This window comes from Rhodococcus sp. RCBS9 (assembly GCF_029457415.1).
GTDB classification, from domain to species: Bacteria; Actinomycetota; Actinomycetes; order Mycobacteriales; family Mycobacteriaceae; genus Rhodococcus_F; species Rhodococcus_F qingshengii.
This window is the reverse complement of record NZ_CP120422.1, coordinates 4960827-4978088: the sequence shown is the minus strand read 5'-3', so window position 1 is coordinate 4978088 and position 17262 is coordinate 4960827. Positions and strand designations below refer to the sequence as shown.

Annotated in this window: 17 protein-coding genes; 5 read left to right on the top strand and 12 right to left on the bottom strand. The window is 63.9% G+C overall.

The window, feature by feature from the left end; translation table 11 throughout:
• Nucleotides 1-12: 12 nt before the first annotated feature.
• The 3 genes from P0M12_RS23350 to P0M12_RS23340 are packed head-to-tail and all read left to right on the top strand — an operon-like array spanning nt 13 to nt 2904.
• Nucleotides 13-801, top strand: coding sequence for an alpha/beta hydrolase (locus P0M12_RS23350; RefSeq protein WP_042922178.1), 789 nt, complete (start codon nt 13-15; stop codon nt 799-801).
• Nucleotides 802-811: 10 nt separating this feature from the next.
• Nucleotides 812-1108 (top strand): MGMT family protein, encoded by a 297-nt coding sequence (locus tag P0M12_RS23345; protein WP_003942322.1) that lies wholly within the window; start codon nt 812-814, stop codon nt 1106-1108.
• 50 nt (nt 1109-1158) lie between these two features.
• Entirely contained in the window at nt 1159-2904 is a 1746-nt protein-coding gene (locus P0M12_RS23340) for an NTP transferase domain-containing protein (RefSeq protein ID WP_277376889.1), read from the top strand.
• 5 nt (nt 2905-2909) lie between these two features.
• On the opposite strand, the gene P0M12_RS23335 is transcribed toward P0M12_RS23340, so the two are convergent.
• The gene (locus tag P0M12_RS23335; protein ID WP_054826395.1) at nt 2910-3254 is read right to left on the bottom strand and encodes a hypothetical protein; all 345 of its coding nucleotides are present in this window, start codon (nt 3252-3254) and stop codon (nt 2910-2912) included.
• Complete coding sequence (locus tag P0M12_RS23330; RefSeq protein WP_042922177.1) at nt 3251-3829, bottom strand: hypothetical protein; 579 nt, start codon at nt 3827-3829, stop codon at nt 3251-3253. The genes P0M12_RS23335 and P0M12_RS23330 overlap by 4 nt, the downstream gene beginning before the upstream one ends.
• Nucleotides 3830-3918: 89 nt before the next feature.
• On the opposite strand from P0M12_RS23330, the gene P0M12_RS23325 reads away from it, so the two are divergent.
• On the top strand, nt 3919-4686 hold the full coding sequence (locus tag P0M12_RS23325; RefSeq protein ID WP_003942311.1) for a hypothetical protein: 768 nt from the start codon (nt 3919-3921) through the stop codon (nt 4684-4686).
• A gap of 35 nt (nt 4687-4721) precedes the next feature.
• On the opposite strand, the gene P0M12_RS23320 is transcribed toward P0M12_RS23325, so the two are convergent.
• The 7 genes from P0M12_RS23320 to P0M12_RS23290 form a co-directional block, all read right to left on the bottom strand.
• Complete coding sequence (locus P0M12_RS23320) at nt 4722-5369, bottom strand: maleylpyruvate isomerase family mycothiol-dependent enzyme (protein ID WP_007731241.1); 648 nt, start codon at nt 5367-5369, stop codon at nt 4722-4724.
• Nucleotides 5314-6063 carry a sirohydrochlorin chelatase gene (locus P0M12_RS23315; protein ID WP_037130090.1) on the bottom strand — a complete coding sequence of 250 codons (750 nt, stop codon included), beginning with the start codon at nt 6061-6063 and terminating at the stop codon, nt 5314-5316. The genes P0M12_RS23320 and P0M12_RS23315 overlap by 56 nt, the downstream gene beginning before the upstream one ends.
• The gene (locus P0M12_RS23310; protein WP_003942336.1) at nt 6050-7210 is read right to left on the bottom strand and encodes a uroporphyrinogen-III synthase; all 1161 of its coding nucleotides are present in this window, start codon (nt 7208-7210) and stop codon (nt 6050-6052) included. Before P0M12_RS23310 ends, P0M12_RS23315 begins: the two co-directional genes overlap by 14 nt.
• Entirely contained in the window at nt 7207-7620 is a 414-nt protein-coding gene (gene nirD / locus P0M12_RS23305) for a nitrite reductase small subunit NirD (protein ID WP_003942316.1), read from the bottom strand. The genes P0M12_RS23310 and nirD overlap by 4 nt, the downstream gene beginning before the upstream one ends.
• Before the next feature lie 90 nt (nt 7621-7710).
• Nucleotides 7711-10212 carry a nitrite reductase large subunit NirB gene (gene nirB, locus P0M12_RS23300; RefSeq protein ID WP_277376888.1) on the bottom strand — a complete coding sequence of 834 codons (2502 nt, stop codon included), beginning with the start codon at nt 10210-10212 and terminating at the stop codon, nt 7711-7713.
• Nucleotides 10213-10261: 49 nt separating this feature from the next.
• Nucleotides 10262-11662, bottom strand: coding sequence for a nitrate/nitrite transporter (locus P0M12_RS23295; RefSeq protein ID WP_085989607.1), 1401 nt, complete (start codon nt 11660-11662; stop codon nt 10262-10264).
• A 113-nt stretch (nt 11663-11775) separates the two neighbouring features.
• Nucleotides 11776-13038: an MFS transporter gene (locus tag P0M12_RS23290; protein WP_064112602.1), complete on the bottom strand. Its 1263-nt coding sequence runs from the start codon at nt 13036-13038 to the stop codon at nt 11776-11778.
• Between the two features lie 93 nt (nt 13039-13131).
• Here P0M12_RS23290 and P0M12_RS23285 point away from each other — a divergent pair, with 93 nt between their 5' ends.
• Nucleotides 13132-13812, top strand: a complete 681-nt coding sequence (locus P0M12_RS23285) for a FadR/GntR family transcriptional regulator (protein WP_003942319.1) — start codon at nt 13132-13134, stop codon at nt 13810-13812.
• Here the strand turns inward: P0M12_RS23285 and P0M12_RS23280 are convergent.
• Genes P0M12_RS23280 through P0M12_RS23270 form a run of 3 tightly spaced genes read right to left on the bottom strand, consistent with a single transcriptional unit; the run spans nt 13809 to nt 16945 of the window.
• Nucleotides 13809-14663: a TIGR02569 family protein gene (locus P0M12_RS23280; protein ID WP_007731227.1), complete on the bottom strand. Its 855-nt coding sequence runs from the start codon at nt 14661-14663 to the stop codon at nt 13809-13811. The two genes, P0M12_RS23285 and P0M12_RS23280, sit on opposite strands and share 4 nt — an antisense overlap.
• A gap of 45 nt (nt 14664-14708) precedes the next feature.
• Entirely contained in the window at nt 14709-15896 is a 1188-nt protein-coding gene (gene moeZ, locus P0M12_RS23275) for an adenylyltransferase/sulfurtransferase MoeZ (RefSeq protein WP_277376887.1), read from the bottom strand.
• 47 nt (nt 15897-15943) lie between these two features.
• Complete coding sequence (locus P0M12_RS23270; protein WP_003942287.1) at nt 15944-16945, bottom strand: DUF3152 domain-containing protein; 1002 nt, start codon at nt 16943-16945, stop codon at nt 15944-15946.
• Between the last annotated feature and the right edge of the window lie 317 nt (nt 16946-17262).

Below are 17262 nucleotides of genomic sequence, written 5' to 3'. Positions count from 1 at the left end.
CCTGCTTCCGGCATGATTGACCTCGTGTCTGCACTCCATACGTATCTCTACGGACCCGTCGGGGCACCGGAGATCCTTTCGCTGCACGGTCTGACCGGTCACGGCCGACGTTGGCAGTCGATGGCCGAGAACCAACTGCCCCAAGCGCGCTGGATCTCGCCCGATCTGCGTGGTCACGGACGCTCGACCTGGGCTCCTCCGTGGAACATCGAATCCCACGTGGCGAGCCTGCTGGAGACGCTCGACGAACATGCCACCGGACCGGTGGTGATCGTCGCGCATTCTTTCGGCGGAATGCTGGCGCTGCACCTCGCGGCCACCGCACCGGAACGCGTTCGTGGGCTCGTCCTGCTCGACCCGGCGATCGGGTTGGATCCGACTTTCATGCAGGAAGTGGCCGAACTCACAATCGGCTCACCGGATTACACCGATGCGGCAGAGGCATACTCCGAGAAGATTCACGGCTCGTGGGGTGAGGTTCCCACCCAGGACCTCGACGTCGAGATGGCGGAACACCTGATCGAACTGGGCAACGGACGCGTCAACTGGCGCCTGTCCACGCCCGCGATCGTGACCGGGTGGGGCGAACTCGCTCGCCCGATCGTGCTGCCTCCGTCGTCGATGCCCACCGTGCTGGTTCAGGCGATGAAGGTCCAACCGCCGTACGTCACCGCCGAGCTCCGGGCAGCACTCACCGAGCACCTCGGTGAAAATCTGACCGGTGTCGAATTCGACTGTGACCACATGGTCCCGCACGTGCGGGCCGACGAAGTCGCCGCCCTCGTTCGCAGCATGCTCTGAAGGAACCGACATGGCAGCCACCACCGAAGAGCAGATCGAAGAGGTACGGCGCCTCATCGCGTCGATTCCGGCCGGTTTCGTGGCGACGTACGGCGATATCGCTGATGCTGCAGGACTTTCCAGTGCTCGCACGGTCGGTTGGATCATGCGAACGGACTCTGCCGACCTGCCGTGGCATCGGGTTCTCGGCGCCTCCGGCAAACCGTCGGCGCACCTGGCTCATCGTCAGATCGCCAAGCTCGAACTCGAAGGCGTGCCGATCAAGGACGGTCGGATCGACCTGAAGAAAGCTCGGTATCACTTCTGATTCACGTGTCACCGGTCGTCGTGACGCGGGCGATGGGGCAGCATGGAGGTATGACCGTCACGCCGCCGACAGCCGCCCTCATTCTGGCGGGTGGTCGCGGGACCCGAATGGGTGGTGTCGACAAACCCGGCCTGCTCGTTCACGGCCGCAGGCTCCTCGACATCGCGCTTTCAGCGACGGCGCATCTGGACGCCGTCGTCGTGGTCGGTCCACATCGCCCTGAACTTGATCCTGGCATCACTCAAACTCAGGAAACTCCGGCCGGAGCCGGCCCTGTCGAGGCGATCTGGGCCGGATTGTCTGCGACCCGGTTACCCGACGACGCCGTGGTGGTGGTCCTGGCGTCCGATCTGCCGCACATCGAGGCCGTATCAGTCGACGCTTTGATAGCTGCCACGTCGACGGACAGTCCGGTGACGTGTGCCGTGGACGAGAACAACCGAACCCAATTCCTGCTCTCCGCGTGGACATTTCGCGAGCTCCGGCAACGCCTGTCCACATTGCGGGAGAGTTCGGGGTTGGAGAATCAACCTATGAAAGCGATTGTCACCGAACCGTTCTCGACGCTGCGTGTCGCTGGTACCACTGACTGCGACACACCGGCGGACATCGACCGCGCGCGAAACCATCCGCGCCTGACGATCGAGCAAGCCCGCGCCGCCGTCAGGAACTCACTGACAGCATTGTCACCACACCGGGCCGCCCTCGCCGACAGTCTCGGAGCAACGCTCGCGCAGCCTCTCGTCGCCCTGGGTGATCTTCCTCGATCCGATGTCTCGGCGATGGACGGGTACGCCGTCTCCGGCGAGGGTCCCTGGCGAATCCGCACCGAGATCCGTATCGCGGGCGCCGACGGGCAACTCGAACTCGGTGAAGGCGAAGCGATTCGCATTGCCACGGGAGCACACCTGCCCCTCGGCGCCACCTCGGTGATTCGTGACGAGTATCTGTCCGTCGACGAGCCATCTCGGATGGTACGGAGACTGCCGGATGCGCCGCACCGCAACGACGCTCGACCACGAGGGGAAGATTGGACCACCGGATTCACGATCGCCCCGACTGGTACCGCGGTGACTCCGGCGGTGGTCTCCGCAGCTGCCAGCGGTGAAGTGTTCGACGCCCTCGTCCGTGGTCCGGTACGGGCACGCGTGACAGTCACCGGCGACGAGATCCGGCGGACCGGTCCACTGCGTGAAGGTCAGACCCGCGACTCCGTCGGTGGGATTCTCCCCTACCTATTGGAAAGCAACGGCGTACGGTGCGTGGCGAATTCGCACCTGAGGGACACGGCCGACAGTTTCGAGCGTGTACTGGCGGATGCGACTGAACAGGACCTGCTTGTTGTCATTGGTGCGACGGGCGGCGGCGCTGCCGACGAAATGCGCAGTGCGCTCGATCGACTCGGCGCTCGCACGATTGTCGGGCGAGTCGCCTCGCGCCCGGGCGGATCTCAGATAACGGCTGTCCTGCCCAGTGGTCGGGTGGTTCTCGGCCTCCCCGGCAACCCGTACGCCGCAGTGACCACCCTGTTGACGATGCTGCCCACCGTCGTGGCCGCCTTGACGGGAAGCGACACACCACCGCCACTGCTCGGCATCATCGAGAACGCCGCTGCGGTGACTTCCGATGCGGTACGCCTACTGCCGGTCACACAATCCGCCGACGGTCGCTGGCGCGCCGAACCGTCTGTACGTACCGCACACCTGGCGGGGTTGATCGGGCGCTCCGCGTTTGCACTCGTTCCGCCACACGCGGAAGACGGTGCCGTCGCCGAAGTGGTTGTCCTCCCACGCTGATCGGGTCAGTCGTTTGGGCGCCTACGCCGGTTGACCCCGACCACGCCGACCACTGTCGCAAGCACCAGCGAATACACGCCCCACAGCACTAAGAACGGCAGCAACCAGCCGGCATCAACGGTCTGACCGCGCGGTCCGACGCAGTACAGCGTGAAATTGGTGGACGTACCGTCGCCGTCGGAAAAGGTATCCGAGACGACCATCGCGCTCGATGTGGGAGCTTCACAGAAAATCGGCGCCAAATGAGCGACCTGTCCTGGCCAGATCACCGAAGACAGTAGTGCAGCAAAGATTCCCACGACCACGATCACCACTACCGAGATCACCAACGGAGCGATACGGCGGCTCACAGCGGGTGCACCAGGAAGGGAGTTCCGTCAGGCTCGAAGACCACCAGCGCCCGCGAGCGTGGAGATTCCACCATCACGGATGCGCGAATCGCCTCGGTGCGACTGACCGAGATCCCGGTGACTTCGCCGTCGTCGACACCGCTGTTCTCCAGCGCGTCGTCGACCAACTTCTCGAGGTTCGTCAATGCCGGCACTTGATCCAGCGTGAACGATCGTGCATCGAGATCGTCGGTGACACTGACTTGCACGGGGCTCGGCTCGCCGAGAATGACTCCGTCGAAAGAGAATCTGTCGAGCTGGGTCGGCTTCCCGGGGTCTCGAACGGTGACTCCGAGCGTCTCGATCGGGCTGATGTCGATGCTGGTCACCGATACCGCGTCGACGCCGTATCTATGTGCGAGGCTGTCGAACCCGCCTCGCACCAACTCCGACGTCATCCCACCGCCACGTTCGCGCATCTGATTGTCGAAATCCATCCGATCGACGGCACCGATACATCCGCTCAGACTCGTGGCCGCCAAAGCGATGGCTACCGTCCACAGCGCCGACCGCACCTGCGAGGACGCGAATTTCATGAGCGGAGCGTACCGCGAGTGTCCGGTTCCATCCCGGTGGACTGCGCGTCGCACGAATTACTGTCGGCGACTCGTGGGATCATCGCGCCATGAATCGTGTCGACGAAGGATTCGAACCGCCGGACGCATTGGTCGAGTGGTGCCGCTCCCGCACCTTTCCACTGCACGTCCTCGACGACGAAGCCACCGTCGACCTGGATTGGTGGAACGCCCACCTGAAGGACGCCGGCCACACCATCAGCCTGCGCGGGCGTGATCTCGACGGCAAAGTGATCACCGAAGGCCGAGCCATCGTTCAACGCAACGACCTTCGCCCGTCGAGCGATCTCGTTGTCGCCCAGCACGACGGCCTCGGACTACTGTTTCTCTGCGCGGCCTGGCAGGGCTCGCACGAGAGCCGACGGTTCACACGGCGGTTCCCCAACGTCTTCAATCCCCATCACCGCGAGGACGAGGATCCGCTGACCCAGATCACAGCCATTCTCGATCACTGCTCGAAAAACAAGTCGATGCCCGTCGTCCGGCGCGACACCTGGTCCGGGTGGCCACTCACCCCCGGTGTCGGGGTATCGCTGATGGCCGCTTTCATGTGGGCAGTGGGCGTACAGGACGAAGGCCGACGCGCTCAGATGATCGACCAGTACGGAGTCTCGACGCTCATCCACGAGGGCTGGCTCGAGGATCCTTCCGTCACCGGCTTCACGACGCGTCGCTACCGCCGGTACTGCGAACTTCTCGACAGCTGGGCCTATGCCGCCGGCACCCAACCCGAGATCGTCGAGATGTGGTTGGTGAAAAGGTGGAGTGCGCGATTGGCCCAAGCACGCAACGACGTGAGCGCCCCCACCCTGTTCTAACTCTCAGAACGGCTGCATCTCAGAACGGCTGCATCTCAGAACGGCCAGGCAGGGAGAGTCGGCAGCCCCACCCTCGTCGGCCTCCCAACCAACCAGGCCAAGGTCTCCGCGTCGGACAGTGACGGCACTCGTACACCCGGGACCGCCGTCTCCAGTGCGCCCAACTGACTGGCGAGAGTGAATTCCACGAACTCGGCAGGCCAGTCGTGGCAGGTGTAACCGATGTCGAGGTCCATCAGGTGAATCTCGATCTCGTTCCAGCGCAGGATCGGTAGATCGAATGCCGTCACAGGTTTGCGCCACGGCACCGGTGTGTCCAGTCGATCTGTCGGGATCTCGCACAACGCGTCGACCAGCCTCGTTCCCGAGAAGCGGTAGTCGAGGGCCAACAATTCAGCCGGGCGATCTGCGCCCTCTTCGATTGCAGCATTGCGCGCATCCGGCCCCCCTGGATACATCTCCCCCGATTCGCCGCCCTGCACGCCGGCAACAAATCTGCCCAGCGCGTCGGCGTTGCGCGACATGTGCGTCACGACGTGTCCCCGACTCCACCCGGGGAGCCCGGAGGGCTCCCGCGCCTGCTCTTCGGTCAGTGCACCGATGAGAGCCTGTGCCTTGACGTCGGATTCACGAACTGCTGCGACCAGGTCGGCATACGTCGGCGTTACGGAGTGAGACGTCATGCAGCGATACTAGTTCCCTTCGCGCACTCTCATACCGATTCACGACAAGGTCCACCACTCCCGGATCGACGCCGAGCGGTTCGGTCACACCATCGGCTCCTGCGGCGTGCAACCTTTCGTGGAACAGCCCGTGCGCGAGGAGGTACGAGGCGACAAAAACTCGCTTCGCGCCGCGAACGCGTGCTGCTGCAACAACATCGGCTACCTTCGGCTCCCCGGTCGCGATGTACCCGATGTCGACACGAGTCCCCGCCGCTTCGGCAAGCATCAGCGCAGCACGCTCGACGTCTCGCAGCGCCCGCGCATCGGACGACCCGGCGGCAGCAAGCACTGTCGCGTCACCCGGATTCCACCCCGCTTCGGTCAAGCGCCGAAGCAGCACGCGTGCAAGCGCCGGATCGGGTCCGAGTGCGGGCGTCACACTCACAGCCGAGTGCTCACTGATCGCCACTTCGCGTCGAACATCGGTGTGAACGTGGTAGCCGGACGCCAGGAACGCCGGTACGAGAATCGCTCGCCCCGGAGTGTCCCGGAGGACTTCCGAAGGTGACGGACCGAGCACATCGACAAAGGCAACGCGCGTGCGTCCGACGCGCGTGCCGACGGCGTCGGCCAGTGCGGCAACCATTTCCACGCCACGTGCACTACGCGTGCCATGAGCTACCAGGACGAGGACATCGTCATCGCGTTGCATAGTCACCGGGATTCTGTACGTAGTCGCCGGGGTCGAGGGCAAGTCGATAGCCCCGCTTGACCACCGTCTGAACGGCTTTGGGCGCGCCGAGGCACGCGCGCAATCGGGCGACGGCGGTCTCGACGGCATGGGTGTCGCCGCCGCCGCCGGGAAGAGAAGCCAGCAGTTCGTCGCGGGAGACGACTCGACCGGGGCTGGCACCGAGAGTGCGGATCAACGACATCGCAGCCGGCGGCAATTGCTTCACTTCACCGTCCACGACTACGCAACCGCCGCGAATGCTGATTTCGTGTTCGCCGGCTTGAATCTTGTTGGCTCGCTGCGGGAGTTCGTCGACGATGTGTCTCGCGAGCGCGCCCAGACGTGCCCGCGCCGGGGCTGTGGTCGGTACATTCAACGCTTCGAGCGGCGCCGAGGTGACCGGGCCGACGCACATGGCCGCCACCGGACCCCGCATCGCGTCGAGAATGTCTCCGAGATCCCCGGTCTTGTCGGCGCGCATCAACATCGAGGCTACGGCCGGTGCACTGGTGAAACTGACGGCGTCGATTCCGGCTGACGCTATGGCGTCGATCATCCGGTCGAGCAGCGTCGGATCCTCCGGCGGTTCCCATCGATAGACGGGCACCGCGATGACCTCGGCGCCGGCCTCGCGCAACACCTGACAGAAGTCGGGAATCGGCTCCCACTCGGTGGTCGCACCATGCAGTTGTACAGCGATCCGCTTTCCCGAGACACCTTCTGCCAGAAGATGTTCGAGCACCTCGGCGGAAGACTCGGATGCCGGTGACCATTCCTCACGAAGGTCGGCCGCGCGGATTGCTCCCTTGGCCTTCGGTCCTCGCGCGAGCAGACGAGCCGAGCCCAACGCGGATCCGAGATTTTCCGCCTCACCCCACCCGTCGGCTGCTTCCAGCCAACCCCGGAATCCGATCCCGGTGGTGGCGACAACCACCTCGGGAGGATCCGAGATGATCTGCTGTGTCACCCTTTCGAGCTCACGGTCGTCGGCCAACGGAATGATTCGAATCGCCGGAGCGTGAACGACATCCGCTCCCCGACGAGTCAGCAAGGTCGCGAACTCCTCGGCGCGGCGCGAAGCAGTGATACCTACCGTGAATCCAGCCAACGGCATGTCGTCACTCACGAGACTGCATCGGCGACAGTCGAGCGAACACCCTGCATCTGCAAGCTGTGTACCTGAACGACTCCAGCCCACACGCGAACGCCGTACACCGGCAGCGCAACCGACGAGTCGTCCAGCGCCCGGCCGTCGACCAGCGAGAACGCCTGCTTGAGCAGTGGCGAGACCACGATCGGCTCACCGTCCCGGTCGCCGACGAGTCCGCGAGACATCACCGCGGCGCGGCCGTACGGATCGAAGTTGCTGACAGCCCGGAGTGTGCCGTCCTCGAGTAGGAACAGTGCCACCTGCTCGCCGCCGCGAAGAAGCACGGCAACTCCGCGCCCAGGGATCAGATGGCTCAGCGGGCAGGCCGACGTCCATTCGAGTCGATCCGAATCCAGCTTGGCGATCTGCGCATCGATGACACTCATCGAAGTCCTCCTGTCGATCCGGCGACAACGTCGCGCGGGTTCTTGTCTACGTTTCTACGGATCCCGTGTTTCCCACGGGTTACGCGACTATTACCGGCGCGTGGGGATGCTCGGCATGCCCATCAGGACCGGAACCTTGCGCACTCCGGTCTCGTCGAACACAACCGTCGGGTCGGCTTCTTCCGGTGCGTTGACGAACGAGACGAACCTCGACAATTTCTCCGGATCACCCAGCACACCGGCCCATTCGTCCTGGTAACCCTCGACGTGCTTGGCCATCAGTGCCTCGAGTTCTTCGCCGATACCCAGGCTGTCTTCACAAATCACGGCCTTGAGGTGATCAAGTCCGCCTTCGAGTGATTCGACCCACGGCGCCGTGCGCTGGAGGCGATCGGCAGTACGGATGTAGAACATGAGGTAGCGGTCGATGTACTTGACCAAGGTCGCGTCGTCGAGGCCTCCGGCAAGCAACTGAGCGTGTTTGGGCGACTGTCCGCCGTTACCGCCCACATACAGATTCCAACCGTTCTCCGTCGCGATGACGCCGACGTCCTTGCCTCGCGCTTCGGCACATTCACGGGCGCAACCCGAGACGCCGAACTTGATCTTGTGCGGCGAACGCAGACCGCGGTAGCGATTCTCGAGGTCGACGGCCATACCCACCGAATCCTGGACACCGTAGCGGCACCAACTCGAACCGACGCAACTCTTGACCGTCCGGAGGGACTTGCCGTACGCCTGACCCGATTCCATCCCGGCGTCGACGAGGCGCTTCCAGATCGCGGGCAACTGTTCGACGCGGGCACCGAACAAGTCGATGCGCTGACCGCCGGTCACCTTCGTGTACAAGCCGAAGTCTCGCGCCACTTCTCCGATGACGATGAGTTGCTCACCCGTGACTTCGCCGCCCGGCATCCGAGGTACCACGGAGTACGTACCGTTCTTCTGGATGTTCGCGAGGAAGTGATCGTTGGTGTCCTGCAACGACGCCTGCTGGCGGTGCAGGATGTGATCGGAGTCCGTCGATGCCAGAATCGAAGCGACTACGGGCTTGCAGATGTCGCAACCGGCGCCCTTGCCGTACTTGGCGATCAGCGCCGAGAAGGTTCTGGTCTGCGTCGACTGGACGATCTGGAACAACTCGGCCCGCGACTGCGCGAAATGTTCGCACAGTGCCTTCGACATCACGACGCCGGAATCGGCCAGCAGCTGCTTCACGGTGGGAAGGCAACCGCCACAAGTGGTTCCGGCGCTGGTGCACGCCTTCACCGAAGCGATGTCGCATGCGCCGGCTGCGATTGCACCGCAGATGGCTCCCTTCGTCACGGCGTTGCACGAGCACACCTCGGCGTCGTCGGGCAGCGAGCCTGCACCCGGCTTCTCCCCCGCAGGCGAGATCAATGTCGCCGGGTCACCGGGTAGTTCGCGACCGACCAGCGGGCGCAGCGACGCGTAGGCCGATGCGTCACCGACAAGAATGCCGCCGAGCAGGATCTTCGCGTCGTCGGAGACCACGAGCTTTGCGTACGTCCCCTTGGACGCGTCGCTGAGGACGACTTCGAGGGCGCCCGGTGAGGTCGCCATCGCGTCACCGAAACTGGCGACGTCGACGCCCATGAGCTTGAGCTTGGTGGACATGTCCGCGCCCGGGAAATCCGCGGCGCCGCCGAGCAGACGATCGGCCACGATCTCGGCCGTCGTGTAACCGGGAGCGACCAGACCGTAGCAACGGCCTTCCACCGCAGCACATTCGCCGACGGCATAGATGTTCTCGTCCGAAGTCACGCAGCCGAGGTCGGTCAGAATGCCACCGCGCTCCCCCACTGCGATGCCCGCGTCGCGGGCCAGCTGATCACGCGGACGTACTCCGGCGGAGAAGACGAGCAGCGACGCGTCGATGGTGGAGCCGTCGGAGAGTTCGACCACGATTCCGTTGTCGGCCTGCGAAATTCCCGCCGTCCCGACTCCGGTGTGGACAGTGAGCCCGAGTTCGGTGACGAGGCGAGCGAGCAGTGCGCCGCCGCCCTCGTCGACCTGCATCGGCATCAATCGCGCATTGTGTTCGACGACGTGTGCCGTCATCCCCATGAGCGAGAGAGCATTTGCGGCCTCGAGTCCAAGCAAACCTCCGCCCACCACGACGCCGACAGCGCCAGGACCAGCCTTCTCGGCGGCGGCCCGGATATCGTCGAGGTCGTCGAGGGTGCGGTAGACAAAACATCCGTCGCCGTCGTGCCCCGGTACGGGAGGCACGAACGGATACGAACCGGTCGCCATCACCAGAGCGTCGTAGGAGATCGTCTCGCCGGTTGTCGTCGTGACCGTGCGTGCATCTTTGTCGATCGCGAGCGCGCCTTCCCCCACACGGAGGTCGACCAGGCTGTCGCCGACGTAATCGTTGCCGGCCAGTGCCAATTCCTTGGGGTCCCACGCTCCGACGTACGAGGACAGCCCGACTCGGTCGTACGCTGCGTACTGCTCGTCGCACAGTACGGTCACCGACCAGTTGTTCGTTTCGTCGCGCGAACGCAGTGCCTCGACGAATCGGTGTCCGACCATTCCGTGTCCGATGACAACAACCGACTTGCTCATGACGCCTACTTCCTGAGGTACGAGATAGTTCTGAGATTCTGCGGAACGCTCACGCCGTGACTGCGACCTTCGCCTCGTCGACGTCTGTGGTCAGCGTCGACGGCTTGCGCAGGAAGACGAACCAGGTGACTGCGATGCAGGCGATGTAGAAGGCCAGGAACACCCAGAAGGCCATGGTCGCCGACTTCGCGGGGCTGCTGTACGACGCGCGCAGCACCAGGTTGATACCGACGCCGCCCAAACCGCCTACCGCACCGGCAAATCCGATGAGAGCGCCGGAGATACTGCGCGACCACGTTGCCTTCTCGCTTCGATCCATGTGATCGAAGCTCTGAGCCTTCGCCTCGAAGATCGCCGGGATCATCTTGTAGACGGATCCGTTTCCGATGCCCGAGAGCAGGAACAGGGCGATGAAGCCGAGAACGAATGTCACCATGATCCCGGCGCTGGCGACGCCGGCGGTGTTGTCGTCCATCGTTCCGGCCGTCACGAGTATCGATGCCGCGAATGCCATGGCGACAAACGTCCACATGGTGATCTTGCCGCCGCCGATGCGGTCGGCCAGTTTGCCACCGAGCGGCCGGGCGATCGAACCGAGGAGTGGTCCGATGAAGGCGATCTGTGCTGCATGCAGCGCCGCCGCGGCCGGAGTGGCACCGCCGGCGAGGAAGTTGATCTGCAGAACCTGACCGAAGGCGAAGCTGAATCCGATGAAGGAACCGAACGTACCGATGTACAGGAAGCTGATCACCCACGACTCGGAGAACTTGAGTGCCTTGGCCATCGAGCGCAGGTCCGACTTCTGGTTGCCCAGGTTGTCCATGAACAGCGCGGCACCGACGGCAGCGGCCGCAATGAACACGAGATAGACAGCGCACACGATCCACGGAGCACGGTTACCGACGGTGGCGATCACCAGCAGACCGATCAGCTGGATCATCGGTACACCGATGTTGCCGCCGCCGGCATTGAGACCGAGCGCCCACCCCTTGAGGCGTTGCGGGTAGAAGGCATTGATGTTGGTCATCGACGACGCGAAGTTGCCGCCGCCGATACCTGCAGTGGCCGCTACCAACATGAACGTGGTGTACGACGCACCCGGGTTCATCATCAGGTAGAGCGTGAGAAGTGTTGGTACGAAGAGGAACAGCGCACTCATGACGGTCCAGTTACGACCGCCGAACCGTGCGGTGGCAACCGTGTAGGGAATGCGGAGGACCGACCCGACAAGCGTGGGCACTGCGACGAGGAAGAACTTTCCGGCCGCGTCGATGCCGTAGATATCCGTCGGCATGAACAACACCATCACGGACCAGATCGACCAGATCGAGAAGCCGACGTGTTCGGCTACCACTGACCAGATCAGGTTCCGCTTCGCGATGTCCTTGCCGCCGGATTCCCAGGCGTCGACGTCCTCTGCATCCCAATGCTCGATGTAATGACTCACCAGGGCCTCCTGAATATGTTGGAGACCCAAAGGTAGAAAACGGTTATTGCGCCGGTGCTGCGTGCGATGACCGCGAAGTCAATTGATCCTCACCCGGTAACAAGACCGGGTGTGAGCTAGTTTTTCGCAGGTGCGTGCCAGGAATCCTCGAGCATCCGAGGCTTGCATGCCTGGTAGGCGCCCAGGAGCACCACGATCACAGCGACGACGAGCAGGCCGAACGGCGCAGCGTATCCACCGGACACGTCGTGGAAAACGCCGAACAGGAGCGGACCGAGGCAGGCAACGGAGTAGCCGATGCCCTGGGTGAAGCCGGACAGTGCCGAGGAACCGATGTGCGAACGAGTACGCAGGTTGATCAGCGTGAGCGACATCGGGAACGTGCTCGGACCGAGGCCCAGGACGACAACCCACACGACCGGCGCCGCCATCGGGGCAAAGTACAACCCGCCCATGCCGACCAGGTAGCAGACGGCACACGCGATCACGACAGGGAAGGGATTGGCCATGCGGGCGCACAGCGTCGGTGCACCGAAAGCTGCGACGAGCCCGATCACCGAGAACATTCCGACCATCGTTCCGCCGAAGGCATCACTGGCTCCGGCGTCACGAAGGATCGAGGGAATCCACGTGAACATCGAATACGTGATCAGTGAGGTCATGCCGAACATGCCGGCCATCCCCCAGGCCACGGGAGAACGCCAGACCTGACCGCGTGGCTGTTCTGCCACTGCCGCAACCGAATCCGATGCATTCTCGACGGACCCGGCTTCGTTCGCGCGAGCCTTGCGCGAGCGAGCGAGGGTGATCAACCACGGCACTGCTGCGGCGAAGCCGAAGGCGGACCACCAGCCGATCGAGAACCGCCACCCGAAGGCGTCGGCAACCGGGACTGCGACGAACGCCGGAACGATGGTGCCGATCTGCACGGCCACGATGTAGACCGAACTCATGGTGGCGAGGCGATCCGAGAAGTACCGCTTGACCAACGGCGGGATCACGACATTGCCGATTCCCATGCCTGCCAGCGCCAGAGCCGAGAGGGCCAGCAACGACCATGTCTGAGACATCATGGCGCGCAACAGCATTCCGACGCCGGCCATGAGCATCGCGACGAGGGCCGTCCGCTCGAGCCCGATACGTTTCGCGATGGCGGGAGTGACGAGACCGAAGATGGCGAACATTGCGGTCGGAACCATGCCGAAGACACCGACGATCGAGGCGGAGAAGCCGATCTCGTCGCGAATCTCGGCCGCCAAGGGCGAGAACGAGGTCACCGCAAGTCGAAGTACGAGCGCAGACATCGCAATCGCAGCGAAGACGAGCACACGGCCTTGTATCAACGAGCGGGTTTCGGTTCTCTCCAGTTGAGCAGTCACCGGCAAATCATAGGATGACCGGACGAACTCGCACAAGCGCGGTAATCTAACGTCACATTCACACCACTTACCCGGACCCGAGGAAACAACCACGTGCAACCCGTTCGACGCGCAAGTCTCATCTCGCAGGTCACCGAACAACTCCGCAACGAGATCCGGAGCGGAACCTGGCCGATCGGTTCCAAAATCCCCACCGAACCGGAACTGTCGGAGCTGACCGGGACCGGTCGCAATACCGTGCGCGAGGCGGTCCAGGCGCTCGTACACGCCGGAATGCTGGAACGTCGTCAGGGATCGGGCACCTACGTCGTTGCCGTCTCCGACCTCGGTGGCACTCTCGGCAACTACTTTGCCGGTGCCCACCAGCGGGATGTACTCGAACTACGGCGCGCACTCGACATCACCGCGGCCACCCTGGCCGCCGCACGGCGAACCGAAGACGACATCGCCGAACTGACGCGGCTACTCGAGCTTCGCACCGCGTCATGGGAGGGTCAGGACGTCGACGCCGCCACCACCGCGGACGTCGCCCTGCACCGAGCAATCGTCGCGGCCAGCCACAACGAGGTCTACCTGGAGTTCTACGACTCCCTGCTCCCGGTCATCGAGACCACGATCCAACAACACATCGACGCGACCGGCGAGGGATTCCACTCGCAGCACGCGAACCTCGTCAACGCTGTCGTCGACGGGAACACCGTGGCCGCCTCGAACGCCGCACGCGAGTTGTTCGAGGGCCTGGTCTCGGACTTCGGTACCGGCGCCCCGATCTAGAGCAGCAAGCGCACGATGTCGGACGTACGGGCCAACCCCGGGAACGCGTCCGCCGTCGAGCGAGGATGCAGAACATGAACCGCCAAGCGGAACATCACCGCACGTAGAAGCATCTGCGGCCACTCGGGGAGATCTTCCCACCGGCCGACCAGTGCCTCGTCGGCACCGCCCCACGAGATCGCGTCGACCACAGCGACGGCGGCGGCCCACGCAGCCGGCCGCCAATACGGCGTGATGTCGGTGATTCCGGGCGCCATACTGCCCGAGAACAGCACTGTCCCGAACAGATCGCCGTGCACGAGCTGGTCCGGGCTCTGCACCGGCTTACGCAAAGTAGCGAGCCCGGCGATCAGTTCCAGACTTTTGCGACCGTCAGGAGTGGGCGTCTCGAGTTGCTCGACGCCCTTCGCGATCCTCAGCGGAACCGTTTCCCATGCCGCGCGATCAGCGGCGACGAATACGTCGACCTCGGCCCACGGCGGCACGGGCGGTTGCGCAAGGAAGCGCGGGCGCTCGAGCGAGGCCGTCGCCGCATGCAGTCGGCAGGACATCGAGACCACTTCGTCGTGACGTGGTTCCGGCGATCCGACGATGAAGGTGTCGGCACGCCAGCCCGAGACGACGTAACGACCGTCGGTCGAACGCACCGGTCGAGCCAGCCGAACGCCGTCGACTTCGAGGTTCTCTCGCACCTTCGCCGACCACGCTGCGCGGGCATGATCCGCGACTGCTGAAAGGACGACGTCTCCACACAGCCACCCGCCGTCCCAATCCGCACCGAGTGGGATGGGATCGACTTCACGGAGGCCGAAGGTGGAGCACACGTGCTGGGGAGGTTGGCCTGTGCTCACACCCCAACGCTACCGGTGCGCGGCGCCGCCTCCCGCGAGGCGCGCCTAGTAGACCGGCAGACTCGCATCCACCTGGTTCGCCCAGGCGATCGCGCCGCCTTGAACGTGGACCGCGTCGGAGAAACCGGCGTTCTTGAGAAATGCCAGTGCCTCGGCGGAACGAATGCCGGTTTTGCAGTACAGCACTATCTGCTTGTTCTGCGGCAACGTCGCCAGAGCTTCACCGGACAGGATGCGGTCCTTCGGGATCAGCACGGCCCCCGGCAGATGCATGATGTCCCATTCAACAGGTTCTCGTACGTCGACCAGCTCGATCGACCGTCCCTCGCCGATCATGGCCTCCAGTTCGGGCGCCGTGATCGTCGAACCGACAGCAGCGGCACTCGCCTCTTCGGACACGACACCGCAGAACGCGTCGTAGTCGATCAAGGCGGTGACCGGCACGCGGGTCGGATCACGCTGAAGGCGGATCGTCCGGAACGTCATCGCAAGTGCGTCGTAGATCATCAGGCGTCCGAGAAGCGGTTCGCCGATCCCCGTGATGAGCTTGACCGCCTCGGTCGCCATGATCGAACCGACGGTCGCAGGCAGGACTCCGAGCACACCACCCTCGGCGCACGAGGGGACCATGCCTGGCGGCGGCGCCTCCGGGTAAAGATCGCGATAGTTCAGTCCCGCGCCGTCCGGGGCGTCTTCCCAGAAGACCGAGACCTGCCCTTCGAAGCGGTAGATCGAGCCCCACACGTACGGCTTTCCCGCGATGACGGCAGCATCGTTGACGAGGTACCGCGTCGCGAAGTTGTCCGTACCGTCCAGGATCAGGTCGTACTCGGAGAACAGTTCGACCGCGTTGGAGTTGTCCAGGCGGAACTCGTGCAACCGGACGTGGACGTGCTCGTTGATTTCGAGAATCGACTCCTTCGCACTGAGCGCCTTCGGGCGTCCGACGTCGGAGCGTCCGTGAATCACCTGACGCTGCAGGTTCGACATGTCGACCTCGTCGAACTCGACGATCCCGATGGTGCCCACTCCTGCGGCCGCGAGATAGAGCAGTGCCGGTGAACCCAATCCACCGGCGCCGATGAACAGGACTCGTGCATTCTTGAGCCGCTTCTGACCGGTCATGCCTACGTTCGGGATGATCAGGTGCCGGCTGTATCGGGCAACTTCCTCCCGGCTCAACTCGGCTGCCGGCTCCACCAGTGGTGGCAATACGACGGGTGTTGCAGACACCGCGAAACACTCCTAGTTCAAGACGAGATCAGGGATTCTCGATCCGGTCACGCTCGGGGGTACGGCCACGGATTGAAGCGGCACGTGAGTCCGTTCATCGGAACGACGCCCTCGGGATCAAGCCTAGCGATGTCGTTGTTCGCGGTTCCGAAGGTCTGCTGCATCATGATCGGTGCGAGTCCGCCTTCGGTCTCGCACGGCTGATGAGCGGCGTATCCGATGGCATGGCCGACCTCGTGATTGATCTGATACTGCCGATACGAGCCGATGTCGCCCTGGAACGAAATGGCGCCTCGCACCCATCGCGGTTCGTTGAGCAGGACTCGGTCCATGCTCGGGTTGTAGCAGGATCCTTCGAGTTCGATTTCGTATCCACAGCCTTCGCGGATCGTCATCTGTGAGGTCAAGGAGATCCGGAAGTCCGGCTCGCCGGCGTCGACGCGCCGGAACGCGACCTTGGGATCGTTGGTCCAACTCTTCGGATTGGCCAGTGTCTGGTCGACCATGCGTCCGTACGATTCGTCTCCGCCGAAGCCGGTCGTGTCGACGCCGTCCTCGATCTCGACCGTGTACGTGAACTCGCGTTCGGTTCCCTGTCCGACCTTGCCCGTCGTACCTGGTACGACGTGCCACGTTCCACCCCCCGCGACGGTGAACGGACCACCGTCGGGAAGGGCACCGGACGGTATCGACGAAGCAAAAGTTCCGTCTCCGGCCGGTGGGGCACCGATGACATCGGTTCCGTCGGTGCTGTGCGCGAGGTCGGCGGTGGCCGACGTCTTGCTCGCGGAGTCTGTGGCGTCCGGCCGTACCGCATCGACGATCACAAGAATGGTGAGCACCACGAGAACCGGAATCGCGTAGGCCCGCCAACCGTAGGTCGAGACGAAGCGCCCGAGCTTGCTCTGCTTTCGCGCTGCCCGGTCCGGTCGCGGATTACGCGGGGTTCGGCCCACTTCTCGTTTGGTCGGATCCCATTGGGCGCGCAAAGGCTGATGGGAGGAAATGCCGCGATAGTCGCGTTCGCCGTAGGCACGATCATCCGGCACCTCCGGCCGACGTTCGTCGCGAGGCGCTCCAGTTCCGCTACGCATTCGACGTTCCTCACGTTCAGGGTTCTGCGTAGTTCGTCCACGCATGCGCGGTCCCCCTGGGTCAGTCACGTCGTCCAGAATCTCACACACGGCAAGTCGCTCGCCCGGGCTGACCGAAACTTGCTGGTCCTGGCGTGTCATGGCAGCCCGTCCTGTAACGAGAAAGACCGCTGGTCTCGCTCACCGAGGCACGCGCGACTCGCCCGGGCGACACACGGTATCGTTCATTCGGCTACGACCGGTGTGACGGAGGATACTGGCGGGTACGCACA